Source organism: Serratia sp. YC16 (assembly GCF_009707615.1).
Taxonomy (GTDB): Bacteria; Pseudomonadota; Gammaproteobacteria; order Enterobacterales; family Enterobacteriaceae; genus Serratia; species Serratia surfactantfaciens.
Map to the genome: position 1 here is coordinate 269,990 of NZ_WLYN01000003.1, position 13,765 is coordinate 283,754.

General features: G+C 63.8%; 14 protein-coding genes. 1 reads left to right on the forward strand and 13 read right to left on the reverse strand.

Translation table 11 applies throughout. The annotated features are described in order from the left end of the window. Positions 1 to 75 precede the first annotated feature (75 nt). From hpaH to GKN89_RS13170, 6 genes are read right to left on the reverse strand one after another with little or no spacing between them, the layout of a single operon-like run. Positions 76 to 879: a 2-oxo-hept-4-ene-1,7-dioate hydratase gene (gene hpaH, locus GKN89_RS13145; protein ID WP_074055322.1), complete on the reverse strand. Its 804-nt coding sequence runs from the start codon at positions 877 to 879 to the stop codon at positions 76 to 78. A 14-nt stretch (positions 880 to 893) separates the two neighbouring features. After that, positions 894 to 1,280, reverse strand: coding sequence for a 5-carboxymethyl-2-hydroxymuconate Delta-isomerase (locus GKN89_RS13150; RefSeq protein ID WP_004933172.1), 387 nt, complete (start codon positions 1,278 to 1,280; stop codon positions 894 to 896). A 50-nt stretch (positions 1,281 to 1,330) separates the two neighbouring features. Then, positions 1,331 to 2,404 carry a 3,4-dihydroxyphenylacetate 2,3-dioxygenase gene (gene hpaD, locus GKN89_RS13155; protein ID WP_004933173.1) on the reverse strand — a complete coding sequence of 358 codons (1,074 nt, stop codon included), beginning with the start codon at positions 2,402 to 2,404 and terminating at the stop codon, positions 1,331 to 1,333. Positions 2,405 to 2,441: 37 nt separating this feature from the next. Then, entirely contained in the window at positions 2,442 to 3,896 is a 1,455-nt protein-coding gene (gene hpaE / locus GKN89_RS13160; protein ID WP_033631722.1) for a 5-carboxymethyl-2-hydroxymuconate semialdehyde dehydrogenase, read from the reverse strand. Then, a complete protein-coding gene (locus GKN89_RS13165) occupies positions 3,893 to 4,657 on the reverse strand; it encodes a fumarylacetoacetate hydrolase family protein (RefSeq protein WP_004933177.1) in 765 nt (254 codons plus the stop codon). Before GKN89_RS13165 ends, hpaE begins: the two co-directional genes overlap by 4 nt. Continuing rightward, on the reverse strand, positions 4,654 to 5,286 hold the full coding sequence (locus GKN89_RS13170; protein ID WP_019454953.1) for a fumarylacetoacetate hydrolase family protein: 633 nt from the start codon (positions 5,284 to 5,286) through the stop codon (positions 4,654 to 4,656). The genes GKN89_RS13165 and GKN89_RS13170 overlap by 4 nt, the downstream gene beginning before the upstream one ends. A gap of 327 nt (positions 5,287 to 5,613) precedes the next feature. Between GKN89_RS13170 and hpaR the strand changes: the two genes are divergently transcribed. After that, positions 5,614 to 6,066, forward strand: coding sequence for a homoprotocatechuate degradation operon regulator HpaR (gene hpaR, locus GKN89_RS13175; RefSeq protein ID WP_004933183.1), 453 nt, complete (start codon positions 5,614 to 5,616; stop codon positions 6,064 to 6,066). Positions 6,067 to 6,123: 57 nt separating this feature from the next. Here hpaR and GKN89_RS13180 read toward each other — a convergent pair whose 3' ends face one another. The 7 genes from GKN89_RS13180 to GKN89_RS13210 all read right to left on the reverse strand — a co-directional run bounded on the left by GKN89_RS13180 (position 6,124) and on the right by GKN89_RS13210 (position 13,585). Then, a complete protein-coding gene (locus GKN89_RS13180; RefSeq protein ID WP_063918103.1) occupies positions 6,124 to 6,915 on the reverse strand; it encodes an SDR family oxidoreductase in 792 nt (263 codons plus the stop codon). Positions 6,916 to 6,919: 4 nt separating this feature from the next. After that, positions 6,920 to 7,717: a molybdenum cofactor biosynthesis F family protein gene (locus GKN89_RS13185; RefSeq protein WP_049300740.1), complete on the reverse strand. Its 798-nt coding sequence runs from the start codon at positions 7,715 to 7,717 to the stop codon at positions 6,920 to 6,922. An 11-nt stretch (positions 7,718 to 7,728) separates the two neighbouring features. Further along, positions 7,729 to 8,511 (reverse strand): SDR family NAD(P)-dependent oxidoreductase, encoded by a 783-nt coding sequence (locus tag GKN89_RS13190; protein WP_025159608.1) that lies wholly within the window; start codon positions 8,509 to 8,511, stop codon positions 7,729 to 7,731. Continuing rightward, a complete protein-coding gene (locus GKN89_RS13195) occupies positions 8,504 to 9,094 on the reverse strand; it encodes a DUF3156 family protein (protein ID WP_019454949.1) in 591 nt (196 codons plus the stop codon). Before GKN89_RS13195 ends, GKN89_RS13190 begins: the two co-directional genes overlap by 8 nt. Continuing rightward, entirely contained in the window at positions 9,069 to 10,562 is a 1,494-nt protein-coding gene (locus GKN89_RS13200; RefSeq protein WP_019454948.1) for an APC family permease, read from the reverse strand. The genes GKN89_RS13195 and GKN89_RS13200 overlap by 26 nt, the downstream gene beginning before the upstream one ends. 129 nt (positions 10,563 to 10,691) lie before the next feature. Next, complete coding sequence (locus tag GKN89_RS13205; RefSeq protein WP_154747141.1) at positions 10,692 to 11,876, reverse strand: anaerobic sulfatase maturase; 1,185 nt, start codon at positions 11,874 to 11,876, stop codon at positions 10,692 to 10,694. Beyond that, on the reverse strand, positions 11,873 to 13,585 hold the full coding sequence (locus tag GKN89_RS13210) for an arylsulfatase (protein WP_154747142.1): 1,713 nt from the start codon (positions 13,583 to 13,585) through the stop codon (positions 11,873 to 11,875). Before GKN89_RS13210 ends, GKN89_RS13205 begins: the two co-directional genes overlap by 4 nt. Positions 13,586 to 13,765 lie beyond the last annotated feature (180 nt).

A 13,765-nucleotide genomic window follows, 5' to 3' on the forward strand; every position in this document is an offset into this window, starting at 1 on the left:
CATTCTCCCTGACAAGCGGGCGCGGCGCATGGCCCCCGCCCGGTTTAGTGCGGCCCGGTTCGCCGAGCCTGCTTATTAGACGAAGCGGCAGCTGATGCAGCCCATCGGGCCGTAGTCGACGTGGAAGGTATCGCCGCGCCGCGCCGGCACCGGCCGGGTGAAGGAGCCGCCGAGGATCACCTGCCCCGCCTCCAGCTCCACCTCATACGGCGCCAGCTTGTTGGCCAGCCAGGCCACGCCGTTGGCCGGGTGGTTGAGCACCGCCGCCGCCACGCCGGACTCTTCAATCACGCCGTTGCGGTACAGCAGCGCAGAGATCCAGCGCAGATCCAGCGCATCCGGCTTGATCGGCCGCCCGCCCATCACCACCCCGGCGTTGGCGGCATTGTCGGAGATGGTGTCGAACACCTTGCGCGGCCGCTGAGTCTCGGGATCGACGTTATGGCTGCGCGCGTCGATAATCTCCAGCGCCGGAATGATGTAATCGGTGGCGTTGTAGACGTCGAACAGCGTACAGTTCGGCCCGCGCAGCGGCTTGGCCAGTATGAACGCCAGCTCCACCTCCACCCGCGGCACGATAAAGCGATCGATCGGAATGTCGCTGCCGTCGTTGAAGAACATATCGTCCAGCAGCGCGCCGTAATCCGGCTCGGTGATCTGCGAGCTCACCTGCATGGCGCGCGAGGTCAGGCCGATCTTGTGGCCTTTGAGCGTGCGCCCCTCGGCGATCTTCAGCTCCACCCACTGCCGCTGAATGGCGTAAGCGTCTTCGATGGTGATCTCGGGATGATCGAGCGACAGCGCGCGGATCTGCTCACGGCTCTTTTCCGCCTGATGCAGACGCTGCACGGCGCGGTTAACCTGCTCTTTATCCAGCATTTACGACCCCTTATTCACGCTTTGTTGAACAGCGCGTGGACATTGTTCTGTTTGTAATTCAGTACCGGATCCAGCTCTTCCATAGTGAAAGAGAGCGCCAGGTAACGCTGCGCCATCAGCGCGGCGAAGTGTTCCTTGATCAGAGCAAACAGCATCTCGCCCACCTGTTGCCGGCTTTCCAGACTGCGGCCGTGGCCGATCTTCAGCGTCATGTGCACGAAGGCGTAATCCTGCTTGCCGTCGGCCATCTGCCAGGTGTCGAGCCAGATGGCGCGGCTGCGCACGCCGGCCAACGGGAAGATGCCGGTCGCCGCCAGCGCTTCGTTGACCTTGGCGAACAGAGTCGGCAAATCCGCCTCACGGCGGATGTTGTCGGTACATTCAGCGTAAAAATGGGGCATAGCGTTCTCCAGACGGCGAATATGCGCGGGCCAGGCCCGCGCAACGGCATTTACAGCGTATTGCCAAGTTTGAAACCTTTTTCCGTATCGCCCTCGCGGGTATAGGAAAAACCGTCTGCGCCGATGGTGACGGCCATTTCGCTGGGCGCGCTGCGTTCGATGACCGGCTGCGGCTGCCCATCGAGATCCAGCACCAGCGATCCTTCGGTGTACCAGCTCGGCACCACCGGATTGCCCCACCAGTCGCGGCGCTGGTTGTCATGCACGTCCCAGGTCACGGTCGGGTTGTCCGGATCGCCGGTGTAGTAATCCTGCGTGTAGATTTCCACGCGGTGGCCATCGGGATCGCGCAGGTAGAGATAGAACGCGTTGGAGACGCCGTGACGGCCAGGGCCGCGTTCGATCAAATCGGATTTGCGCAGCGCGCCGAGTTTGTCGCAGATGGCCAAAATGTTGTGTTTTTCATGGGTGGCGAAGGCGATGTGGTGCATGCGCGGCCCGGCGCCGCCGGTCATCGCGGTATCGTGCACCGTCGCCTTACGGCGCATCCAGGCGGCGTAAACCACGCCGTCTTCATCGCGGATGTCTTCCGTTACGCGGAAGCCCAGCCCCTGGATATATTCCACGGCGCGCGGCACGTCTGGGGTGATTTGGTTAAAGTGATCGAGGCGCACCAGCGCGCCCGGCGTATACAGATCGTAACGCCAGGCCAGACGCTCGACGTGCTGCACGTCGTAGAAAAATTCGTACGGGAAACCGAGCGGATCTTCTACCCGCACCGCATCGCCGATGCCTTTGGCGAACCCGTTCACCCGCCGCTCGGTGCGGCAGCCAAGCGCCTTGAAATACGCTTCGGCGCGATCGACGTCTTCCGGCGTGCGCACGCGGAAAGCAAACGCCGCCACGGCGGCCACCGGGCCTTCACGCAGCACCAGGTTATGGTGAATGAACTCCTCCATCGAACGCAGGTAGAGGGTTTTGTCATCTTCGGCGGTCACGACCAGGCCGAGGATATCGACGTAAAATTCGCGTGCGGCTTTAAGGTTCGTGACCTGAATTTCCATGTAGGCACAGCGCACGACGTCGGGAGCAGGGACAGCATTAGTGGTCAGTTTTGTCGTCATTGTTCTCATCTCTCTCGTTATTATTGTGGTCTGAGGCTCAGACGCCCCATTTCGGGATCGGGTGGTCGCCCATGGAAATGCACACGTTCTTCATTTCGGCGAACACTTCGAAGCTGTATTCGCCGCCTTCGCGGCCGGTGCCGGAGGCTTTCACGCCGCCGAACGGTTGGCGCAGATCGCGCACGTTTTGGGTGTTGACGAAAACCATGCCGGCTTCGATGCCGCGGGCCAGGCGCAGAACCTTGCTCACATCCTGCGTCCAGATGTACGACGCCAGGCCGTACTCCACGTCGTTGGCCATGCGCAGGCCGTCTTCTTCCGACTTGAACGGCAGCAGGCAGGCCACCGGCCCGAAGATCTCCTCCTGCGCCACGCGCATCCGGTTATCGACATCCGCCAGCACCGTCGGGCGCAGGAAGTTGCCGTGGCTCAAACCAGCCGGTTTGTCCGGGCCGCCGGCCAGCAGGGTCGCCCCTTCTTCCACCCCGAGGCGGATATAGCCGGAGACTTTTTCCCAGTGCTGCGGGCTGATCAGCGCCCCCACCTGGGTGTTGGGATCTTGCGGATCGCCCACGCGCAGACGGTTGGCGCGCTCGGCGAAGCGTTTGACGAATTCCGGATAGATGCTCTCCTGAATGAAGATGCGCGAACCGGCGGTGCAGCGTTCGCCGTTGATCGAGAAGATGGTGAACAGCGCGGCGTCGAGCGCCCGCTCGATGTCGGCGTCTTCAAAGATCAGCACCGGCGACTTGCCGCCGAGCTCCATGGAGAATTTCTTCAGCCCGGCGCTTTCGATGATGCGGCGGCCGGTGGCGGTGCCGCCGGTGAACGAAACCGCACGCACGTCTTTATGGCGCACCAGCGCGTCGCCGGCGGTGGCGCCGTAACCCTGCACCACGTTCAGCACCCCGGCGGGAATACCGGCCTCCAGCGCCAGCTCGCCCAGGCGATCGGCGCTCAGCGGCGACAGTTCGGACATCTTCAACACCGCAGTGTTACCCAACGCCAGGCAAGGTGCGGTTTTCCAGGTGGCGGTCATGAACGGCACGTTCCACGGCGACACCAGCGCGCAGACCCCCACCGGCTGCACCAGCGTGTAGTTGAGCATCTTGTCGTCCACCGGGTAGGTCTTGCCGTTCATCTGCTGGCACACCTCGGCGAAGAACTCGAAGTTGTGCGAGGCGCGCGGGATCAGCACGTTTTTGGTCTGATGGATCGGCAGGCCGGTATCGGCAGTTTCCATTTCGGCGATCTGCGGCACGTTCTGGTCGATCAGTTCACCCAGACGGCGCATCAGGCGCGCGCGCTCTTTCATCGGCGTGTTGGCCCATTTGGGGAAAGCCTCTTTCGCGGCCGCCACCGCCTGGTCGATCTCCAGCTGGCCGCCGGAGGCCACTTCCGCCAGCACTTCGCCGTTCGCCGGGTTGGTGGTGGTGAAATACTCTTTGCTGGCGACGTTCTTGCCGTTGATCCAGTGGTTGATGGTTTTCATCGCAGGCTCTCCTCGTAATCTTTTTCACTGATAATGTGGTTAACCAGACGGCCGATGCCCTCGATCTCCACCACCACTTCGTCGCCCGGCCGCACGTCGGCCAGCCCTTTCGGCGTGCCGGTGGCGATCATGTCGCCCGGCTGCAGCGTCATGAATTCGCTCAGGTAGGCGATCAGGAACGGAATGTCGAAAATCATGTCGGCGGTACTGCCGCGCTGGCGCAGCTCGCCGTTGACGTAGGTACTGAGCGCCAGCCGGTGCGGATCGGCGACGTCGTCACGATCGACGATGTACGGCCCGATCGGCGTCAGGGTATCGCGGCTCTTCACCCGCAGATTCGGCCGGTAGTAGTTTTCCAGGTAGTCGCGGATGGCGTAGTCGTTGCACAGGGTGTAGCCCGCCACATACTCCATGGCGCGCTCGCGGCTGACGTTGCGCGCGGTCTTGCCGATCACCGCCACCAGCTCGGCTTCGTAATGCATGTACTCCACGTCGGCCGGACGTACCGATACCTGACGATGGCCGGTCAGGGTGTTCGGCGCCTTGAGGAACACCAGCGGCTCTTCCGGCGCCTTGAATTCCAGTTCGCTGGCGTGGTCGGCATAGTTCAGCCCCAGGGCAAACACCGTGCCCTGCGCCGGCGGCAGCCATTCCACTTCGCGCTCCTGCAGCACCTCGCCGTTTGGCAGCGTGACGCGCAGCTGGTCGTCCACCTGAACGTTGACGATCTGGCCATGATGGCGAATACGGGCATGTTTCATGATGTGGCTCCTGCCTGGGTGACGCGGTTGCTCAGAGTGGGCAGGCCGGCGGCGCGCACCGTCACCTCATCCCCCGGTTTGATCTCCACCCGCTGGTGCGGGGTGCCGATCAGCACCGCATCGCCCGGCTGCAGGGTGATGAAATCGCTGATGGCGGCGATCAGCTCCGGCACCGAGCGCACCAGATCGGCGGTGGACCAGCGATCCTGCTCCACGCCGTTGATCTCGGTGACGATCTCCAGCCGATCGGCATTCTCCAGCTGGCCTATCTCTCCCAGCGGGCAGAACCCGTCGCGGCATTTGGCCTTGATCGCCGGGCGATAGAAGCTGCTCTCCGGCAGGCTGACGTCGTTGGCCAACGCGTAACCGGCCAGATAACGGCTCACCTGCGCCGCCGGCACCTTGCGCGCGGTGTCGCCGATGATCACCGCCAGCGTGCCGCCGCTCTGCACGGTTTCACCGGCCGGAAACGGGATCGCCCCGCCGTTGGCGAGGTGAGTGTTGCGCGGTTTGATAAACCACACCGGGGTTTTGGGTGGGGTCTGATACGGCGGCTGGTGAAACGCCTGATCCCAGGCGTCCAGTTGGCTGCGGTGGTTCAGCGCAACGGAAAATACGGTGCCTTTCATGCGAACTCCTCCAATGGCAAAACATGACAACCGGCATTCATTAATATATTAATGATTACTTTTATACGCTGTGCAGCTTTTACGCAACGCGCTTGGAGTGATTTGTGATCGTGATAACAAAATATTCACAAACCAAGAACATTAGCGTGATTACTCAACGTATTAACCCTTTTTCACACCATTTTTCGCTGTGCCTTGCATTTTTGCTTTATCCCTACGGGTAACTTTGGCTACTATTAAGTTATTAACAAAATCGGGCTTTGTGGGGCAGGCGCCCCCATAACGAGCGCCGTAATAACGAACACCTTGATAGCTAAGGCCAAACTTATGCATGAATCGTTAACCATCGCCCTGCTGCAGGCGCGTGAAACCGCCATGGGGTTCTTCCGCCCGATCCTGAAAAGCCACAATCTCACCGAGCAGCAGTGGCGCATCATCCGCGTGCTGGCCAACAGCCGTTCGATCGAATTCCACGAGCTGGCGGCGGAAACCTGTATCCTGCGCCCCAGCCTGACCGGCATTCTGTCGCGCATGGAGCGCGACAAGCTGATCTTCCGCCTGAAACCCGTCAACGATCAGCGCAAGCTGTACGTGTCGCTGACCCAACAGGGTCAGGATCTGTATGAAGTGGCGCGCCACCAAGTGGAACAGGGCTACGCCGAGATTGAAGCTGCCTTTTCGCGGCAGAAAATGGACCAGTTGATGACGTTGCTGGACGAGCTGATCACCCTGGGCGACAGCCTGCCCGCCAACGTCACCGCGCATCCTGCCAAGCAGTGATTTAACCCATCGGAATTCTCAAATTAATTGGCGTCTGCAGCCAACAACGCTGCAGCGTCAAGCAAGCGGAGAATTCGTTTCCGGCAACAGCGCGCCGCCGTCCACCACCAGCGTCTGGCCGGTGATATAGGCCGCCGCCGGCGAGGCGAGAAACACCATCGCCGCAGCGATGTCTTCCGGTTCACCCAGCCGCCCGAGCGGCACCGCAGCGGCGATCGCCTGATTCACCTGCGCGTCGCCCAGGTTGGCCATCGCCGGCGTGCGGATCATCCCCGGCTCCACGCCGTTGACGCGAATTTTCTCCGCCGCCAGCTCCAGCGCCGCCGCGCGAATAAACCCGTTTACCCCGGCCTTGGAAGCGGCGTAGTGCGCCAGCCCCGGGTAGGCCACCCGCGGGCCGGTCACCGACGAGGTCACCAGCAGACTGCCGCCCCCGGAGCGGCGCATCCACGGCAGCGCCGCCTGCGCCAGAAAGAACGGCGCCATCAGATTGACGCTCAGCGTGCGTTGCAGCAGGGCCGCGTCGATGGCGGCGAACGGCGTCAGCGGAAAGTAAGCGGCGTTGTGGATCACCACATCCAGCCGTTGATGCCGCTCGCCCACCGCCGCCACCCCCTCGGCGATCTGCCCCGGCTCGGCCAGATCGCAGGCCAGCGCCTGCACGCTCAACCCTTCGTCCCGCAGCGCTTGCGCCGCCGCCTGTGCCTGCGGCAGCTGCACGTCCGCGATCGTCACCTCGGCGCCCAACCGGGCGAAGGCGCTGACGATCGCCAGCCCAATGCCCTGAGCGCCGCCGGTCACCAGCACCGCCTGCCCCGCGAAGGCGTCGGCCGCATAGGTTGCGTTCATCGGCCTATCCTCGCGGGTGGCGCGTGGTGTTCAGCACCTGCGCGTGGGCGCCGACCGCAAAGTTGCTCAGCGCGCTGAAATCGCTGCCCTGATAGCCGAGGATCTTGCCGTCGGTGCGCATGCCTTGCAGATCGATCATCACCACGCCCAGCGTCGGAATGATCTTCTCGCGCCAGACGAACAGATAAAGCTGCTCCGCCACCTTCACGTAGTGACAGCGATCGACGTCCGCCAGCCCTTTCTCCACCCCGTCCAGACACTGCCAGGCGTAGAAGTTGTCGTTCAGGTAGATATGCTCGTAGCGTTCGGTCGGGCTGTAGGTGTACATATTGCGCATGCCGATCAGCTCATCGGTAAAACCCGGCGGCGCCACGTCGGCGTCATCCAGCGTGCCGAAGCGGAATTCGGCCTCGACCGCGGTCAGCGGCAGCCCCTGCTCCACCCGGCTGAAGGCGTCGAGCCGCGCCTGCGCTTCGTCCGGCAGTTGGCCGTACACCGCGGTGAAGTTGCCCTGATTGCGGTCGCACACCAGCGTAATGCTGGCGTTGGCGCGTGCGGGGTCGAGAAAATCGATGAACAGCACGCCGGGGCGAATGCTGGTGGCGCGATAGGCGACGCCGCGCCGCTCTCCCCACTCCAGCGTCTGCTCGTCGGTGAACCGGCAGCGCTGTGTCGCACCGTCGCGAAAGCGCAGCGTCAGCGTGGTGCCCGCCAGGCCGTGCTGGCGTTCCAGCGTATTGCTGTGCGGCGCAAAGCCTTCCGCCAGCGCGCCAACCTGAATGAATACCGCTTCTGAACTCATGGAAATGCTCCTTACAGGGAAGTGAAAGCCAATGTCGGCACATCGACGATGGTGGAGCCGCCGTCGGCCACCAGCGCCGCGCCGGTAATGATTGAAGCCTCGCTGGAACAGAGGAAACGGCAGACGCGGGCGATCTCCTCGGCGCTGGCCGGCCGGCGCAGCGGCACATCGCGGCAGACCATCTGGTAAGCCTGTTCCAGCGAAATCTGATGGGCGTCCATCAGCAGCTGCATCTCTTCGTCCGCCATCGGCGTGGTCACCCAGCCGGGACACACCGCGTTGGCGCGCACGCCCAGCGGGCCATAGTCGCGGGCGATGGAGCGCATCAGTCCGATCAGCGCGTGCTTGGCGGTGACGTAACCGCAGACCTCCGGCCCGGCGGCCAGCGAGGCGATCGAGGCGACAAACAGCAGGTTGCCGCCGCTCTTGATCAGCTCCGGCAAGCAGGCGCGCGCGCTGGCGAAAGCGCTGTTGAGGTTGCTGTCCATCGCCCCTTGCCACTGCTCGTCGGTCATCTCGGTAATGCGCTTGAAGCCCATGCCACCGGCGCTGCCGATCAGGCAGTCGATGCGCCCGGCGTCGCGCAGAATGGCCGGCAGCAGCGTGTGGTTCCAGCTCTCGCCGCTGGCGGCGTCGCCCACCAGCGCCTGCGCGCCGATCTCATGCGCCAGCGCCGCCAGCGGTTCCGGGCGGCGGCCGATGATGAACACCCGATCGCCCTGCGCCGCCAGCAGACGGGCGCAGGCGGCGCCGACGCCGGTGCCGCCGCCGGTAATCACAACCACTCTATTCATGATTCAGCTTCTCCATCAGTTGGCCGATCATCAGCAGGCTGCTCAACAGCAGCCGCCGCTGTTCGGCGTCCAGCCGCAGATAGCGGCGGCCGGCCGGCAAACGGCTGACCACCTCCGATGCGGCGAAATGCTCGATATCCACCTGCCAGCGCCCGTCTTTGACCGTCAGCCGCACGCGGCGAAAATCCAGCTGCGCCAGCGTCTCGCCGATCTGCGGGTAGCGCAGCAGGCCATCCAGCACCCGCTGCGCGGCCGCATGGCGCTGGCGTAGCAGATAGCGCACGCCGCGCCGCCGCAGCCAACCGCCGGTCACTACGTCCAGCGTCAGCGGGGGCTGCGCCGCGCACGCGCCCTGCAACCGAAAGCGATGGCTGACGATATGCGCCATAAACAGCCCCTGCACCTGTTCGCTGACCTCGATCTGCGGCCCCTGCGGCAGCGTCAGCCGCAGCAGGCCCGGCGCCAGACGTTCGCACGCGTAGGGTTCCAGGTTGCGGGCCAGGCGATCCAGCGCGGCGCCCGGACGATAGCCCGACGGCGCTCGCCGCCAGGCGCGATTAAGTGAGGGAAGTAAGCCGATCAAACTGCGCCTCCTCGTTTTCGCCTTTGGCGAAGGCATTTTCCAGCACCTGCTCAACCGGCACCGGCTTGAACGGATTCACTTTCTGCACGCACAGCGTCCAGAACAGCGCATAGGCGGCGGTCAGGCCGATCATCCAGCCGAAGGGAATGTAAACGTCGCTCGGGTTCATCCCCGGCGGCGTGATGTAGACGATGGCCAGCACGATGCCGACGCTGGAGACGATTTGCGGCAGCGGGAACCACGGCGATTTATAAGCGCGCGGCAGATCGGGGCGACGCAGGCGCAGGATGACCACCGAGCAGGTCACCAGCAGGTAGGCCACGCCCCAGGCGCACACCGCCGCCAGCACCAACGGAATGATCTTGTCGAGGTTGCCCTGAATGGCGAAGGCGTGCACGCAGGGGATCAGAACCGCCACCAGAATGCCGACCACCGGCGTTTTAAAGCGCGGGTGCAGATAAGCGAACATGCGCGGCAACGCGCCGTCCAGCGCCATGCCGTAAAGGATGCGCGGCACCGCCGCCATCAGCGTATTGATGGTCGCCGCGCCCGCCAGCAGCAGGCCGACGCCCAGCCAGTATTTGCCGAACTGGCCCATCACCTGGCCGGCGAAGGCCGGGATGGCCATCGGCGTTTCCAGCAGGCGCGTGCCGCTGGCGGCGTCGACCACCACGTTTTCCACCTGGTGGCTGAGCGCCGCGCCGTACAGCGCCATGCACACCGCCACGCCGCACAGCCCGAGCGCCATGGCGCGCGGGATCACCCGATCGCAGCGTTTGATCTCCGGCGCCATCGGCGTCACCAGCTCACAGCCGACGAACATGAACATCGCCATGCCGATCAGGCTGAATACCGCGAAGGGATCGTTCAGGCTCAGCGTGCTGCCGAACCAACCCTCGAGCGGCACCGCATGCGGCGACAGCAGCCCGACGATGCCGAAGATCACCAGCGTGCTCCACATGGCGAAGGTCAGCACGATCTCCGCCTTGCCGAAGGCCTCGATGCCGAACGCATTGAGCAGGCCGAACACGACAACCAACCCGACGCCGACCATCCAGGAGGCGTTGTGGCTTTCCATCAGGGTGTTGAGATGCTCGAAGTTCACCAGCGCCATGATGCCGGAGAGAATGGTCTCGGCGGTGCCGGCGAAGATATGCACGATCAGGTAGGCCGACAGCGCGCCGGTGATGGCGAAAAAGCGCCCCATGCCGCAGGAGATGTAGTCGTAAACCGAACCGGAGGTCGGCAGCAGCGCCGCCGCTTCGGAGAAGGTGGTGAGCTGCGCCTGCATCATGATGAAGGCGATCAGCATCGCCAGCGCGAAGGTGTCGCCGCCGATGCCGAAGCCGCTGGTGACCGTCAGGATCACCGGGCTGGCCATGATCACCCCGACCGAACTGGCCAGGGTGGTGGGAAAGCCGACCTTGCCTCGAGCCAGGTGGGCGTGCAACCGCGACGACAGGTTCATGGTTATTTCCTCTTATAGTTTTGGCCTGATGCATGCAGGTGCTTGCAGGTTTTTCACCGCCAGTGGCGGTCATCTCACTATAGAGAGGAAAGGAAAATGCTGACTATCGTCCTTAAGGACGAGACGCTTTCAACCTGCGGCCGCGCTCACGGCGGCGCGCCACTGCATCGCCCCCTGCGGGCTGCGCGGGTAGGCGAGCAGCGGCGCCAGCAACGCGGAGAAGAAGGCGTAATAGCCGGCGCACAACCGGTTGTAGCGATCTTCGCCCACATGCGCCGGGCAGCCGCCCTGGCAGACGCTTTTCACGCTGCAGCGTTGGCACTCGCGGCGCAGGCTTTTGTTCTTGCCGAACGGCATCTCCGCCGCCTTTGCCGCCAGGGTGGCGAGCGGCGTCTGCCGATCGGCATGGCCGAGCAGGTGCTGCGCATTGATCAGGTGATCGCAGGCGTAGAGGCGCCCGTCCGGCTCCATCACCAGATTGCCGCCGCAGCGTTCGGCGTGCACGCAGCTGGAGCTGACGTGAGTGAAATACTGCGCGTAGACCTGTTCGATGTTCATCACAAACACCTGACCGACGTGCCCGCGGCTGCGCCAGCGGCGGTACACCGCCAGCATGAAACGCCCCCAGTTGGCGGCGCTCAGCCCGTAACCCGCGGCGGGCGCGTCCCCTTCCAGCATCAGCGGCTGAAACTGCAGATAGCGCGCGCCGATCGCCACCGCATGATCGTAGATCGCCTCGGCGCGGTCCGCGACGCCGTCGTGCACCACCATCAGCAGGTTGAAGTCGATCTGATGGCGCTGCAGCAGCGCGATGCCGCGCAGCGCGGCGTCATAGCTGGCGCCGCCGCGCTTGTCCGGCCGATGGGCGTCCTGCACCTCGCGATCGCCGTCCAGGCTGACGCCGATGATGAATTGATGCTGCCGGAACAGCCGGCACCAGGCATCGTTCAGCAGGGTGCCGTTGGTCTGCAGGCTGTTGCTGATCCGCACGCCCGGCGGCGCAAAGCGGCGCTGCAGCGCCAGCGCCCGCTTGTAAAAACCGATCCCCGCCAACAGCGGCTCGCCGCCCTGCCAGACGAAGTTGATCTCGCGGCTGTAGCGCGGCTGGGCGGCGATGTAGCCGCGGATAAACTCCGCCAGCAGGTCGTCGTCCATCTTGCGCGTCCGCGCTTGCTGGCGCTGCGGGTAGTAGCAGTAGCGGCAGCCCAGGTTGCAGCCGGCACCGATCGGTTTCACCAGCAGGTGAAAAGGCGCCGCCGCGCGCGGTTCGCTCTCTACCGGGATCTGCTGCGCGCGCAGCTGGGCCAGGTTCATGGCGCCGCCTGCGGCAACGGTTTGTGGGTCTGCGGATCCAGGCCGATGTAGTCGCCGGTATTGGCGTCGACGCCGAGATAGTCGATCGCTGCACCTTTGGCTTCAATAACCATGCTCTGCTGCGCAAAGCGGCGATACGCCTCGCTCAGCCGTTTGACCCGCTCCGGGTCGGCGGCGGCCAGATCGCGCGTCTCCAGCGGATCGTCATGCAGGTTGAACAGCCCCCACGGCGCCATCTGCGCCGTCGGCCCGGCCTTCACCAACCGCCGCAGCTTCCAGACGCCATCCACGTAGGCGGCCTGGTTATGCAGCTCCACGCCGTAGGTCGCGCGCGGCACGCCGTCGGCCTCGCCGCTGAAATAGCGTTTGAAGCTGACGCCGACCATCGGCAGCGTCGGCTTGGCCTTCAGCGGTTTATTGGCGTCGATGCCGGCATAGTCGTACAGCGTCGGCGCGATGTCATACACCGCCATCGGCGTGCGATCGATACCGCCGCGGCCCTTCAACCCTGGCGCGGAAATGATGAAATCGGTGTTGATGCCGCCCTGCGCGCTGGTGGTCTTGTGGTAGTTGGCGTACGGCGCATTGCTGACGTTGGCCCAGTGCGGCCCGTAAGAGATGAACGATCCCTTGCGGCCGAGGTTGGCGTAGCTGTTGTCGAACTGCCGCCAATACTCCGGCTTCGAGCCGTAGTAAAAGCCGCTGGCGGGGTTGGCGCCGTTGTCGGTGGCGAACACGATCACCGTATTTTGGTCGCGGCCGGTCTGCTTCAGGGTGTTCAACACCGCGCCGACCTGATCGTCCATATAAGCGATCATCGCCGCGTACACCTGCATGGTCTTGGCTTCATATCTTTGCTGTTCCGGCGTCAGCGCGTTCCAGGCCTTATCCAGCGCTAGCGTCGGCATCGGCGTGCGATCGGAAATCAATCCCAACGCTTTCAGGCGCTGAATGCGCTGCTGATAGGCCAGCTGATAGCCGGCGTCGTATTTGCCGTCGAATTTGGCGATCCAGTCATCCGGTGCCTGCAGCGGATCGTGCGGCGCGGTAAAGGCCAGATAGGCGAAGATCGGCTTGCTCTGCGGTGTCTCGCGGATCCACCGTTCCAGCTGGTCGGCATAGGCCTTGCTGGAATAGAAATCTTTGGGCAGCGACACGCGCTTGCCATTCAGGGTGTAGAAGGTATGGAACGCCTCCACGGTGCCCAGCGGTTTCGCGTCGTCGAAATGGCTGGTGCCGCCGCCCATAAAGGCGAAGGCACGCTCAAAGCCACGATCGGTTGGTTTGGCGCCGTCGACATAGCCCAGATGCCATTTGCCCGCCATCATGGTGGCGTAGCCCGCGTCGCGAAAACGCTCCGGCAGCGTGGTCACGCGGTCGGTCAGGCGCATTTCATACCCCGGCTGCGCGGCGGTGCTCTCATACCACCACATGCCGCCCATGCCGGCCTGCTGATTGGTGTTGCCGGTCATCAACATCGAACGCGCCGGCGCCGACATCGGCGAGGTGTAGTACTGGCTCATGCGCACGCCCCGTTCGGCCAGCGCCTGCAAGTTGGGCGTCGGTATCTCGCCGCCGAACGGGCTGATGTCGGAGTAGCCCATATCGTCCACCAGAATGATCAGCACATTGGGGCGATCGGCGTCCGCTCCTTGTGCCAGGCCCGATAAGGCGCCGCTCAACGCCACCGCCAACGTTTTTTTCTGCATCGTCCGTCCCCTGTATGGTCATGCGGACTGAACAACCCGACGCCTCAGCCCGAGAAAGGTCATCATTTTTTCGTCTTATACGTTTGGCGCCGCCTGGCGCTATCTTCAATTCGCAGTGTAGAAAGCGGCGGAAAAGCCTGGCTATCGTTCTTAAGAACGAGGGACGGCGACGACAGCGGC

Coding starts and splice junctions, on each gene's coding strand:
- hpaH (WP_074055322.1), bottom strand. CDS start 879: ATGCTGGATAAAGAGCAGGTTAACCGCGCCGTGCAGCGTCTGCATCAG.
- GKN89_RS13150 (WP_004933172.1), bottom strand. CDS start 1,280: ATGCCCCATTTTTACGCTGAATGTACCGACAACATCCGCCGTGAGGCG.
- hpaD (WP_004933173.1), bottom strand. CDS start 2,404: ATGACGACAAAACTGACCACTAATGCTGTCCCTGCTCCCGACGTCGTG.
- hpaE (WP_033631722.1), bottom strand. CDS start 3,896: ATGAAAACCATCAACCACTGGATCAACGGCAAGAACGTCGCCAGCAAA.
- GKN89_RS13165 (WP_004933177.1), bottom strand. CDS start 4,657: ATGAAACATGCCCGTATTCGCCATCATGGCCAGATCGTCAACGTTCAG.
- GKN89_RS13170 (WP_019454953.1), bottom strand. CDS start 5,286: ATGAAAGGCACCGTATTTTCCGTTGCGCTGAACCACCGCAGCCAACTG.
- hpaR (WP_004933183.1), top strand. CDS start 5,614: ATGCATGAATCGTTAACCATCGCCCTGCTGCAGGCGCGTGAAACCGCC.
- GKN89_RS13180 (WP_063918103.1), bottom strand. CDS start 6,915: ATGAACGCAACCTATGCGGCCGACGCCTTCGCGGGGCAGGCGGTGCTG.
- GKN89_RS13185 (WP_049300740.1), bottom strand. CDS start 7,717: ATGAGTTCAGAAGCGGTATTCATTCAGGTTGGCGCGCTGGCGGAAGGC.
- GKN89_RS13190 (WP_025159608.1), bottom strand. CDS start 8,511: ATGAATAGAGTGGTTGTGATTACCGGCGGCGGCACCGGCGTCGGCGCC.
- GKN89_RS13200 (WP_019454948.1), bottom strand. CDS start 10,562: ATGAACCTGTCGTCGCGGTTGCACGCCCACCTGGCTCGAGGCAAGGTC.
- GKN89_RS13205 (WP_154747141.1), bottom strand. CDS start 11,876: ATGAACCTGGCCCAGCTGCGCGCGCAGCAGATCCCGGTAGAGAGCGAA.
- GKN89_RS13210 (WP_154747142.1), bottom strand. CDS start 13,585: ATGCAGAAAAAAACGTTGGCGGTGGCGTTGAGCGGCGCCTTATCGGGC.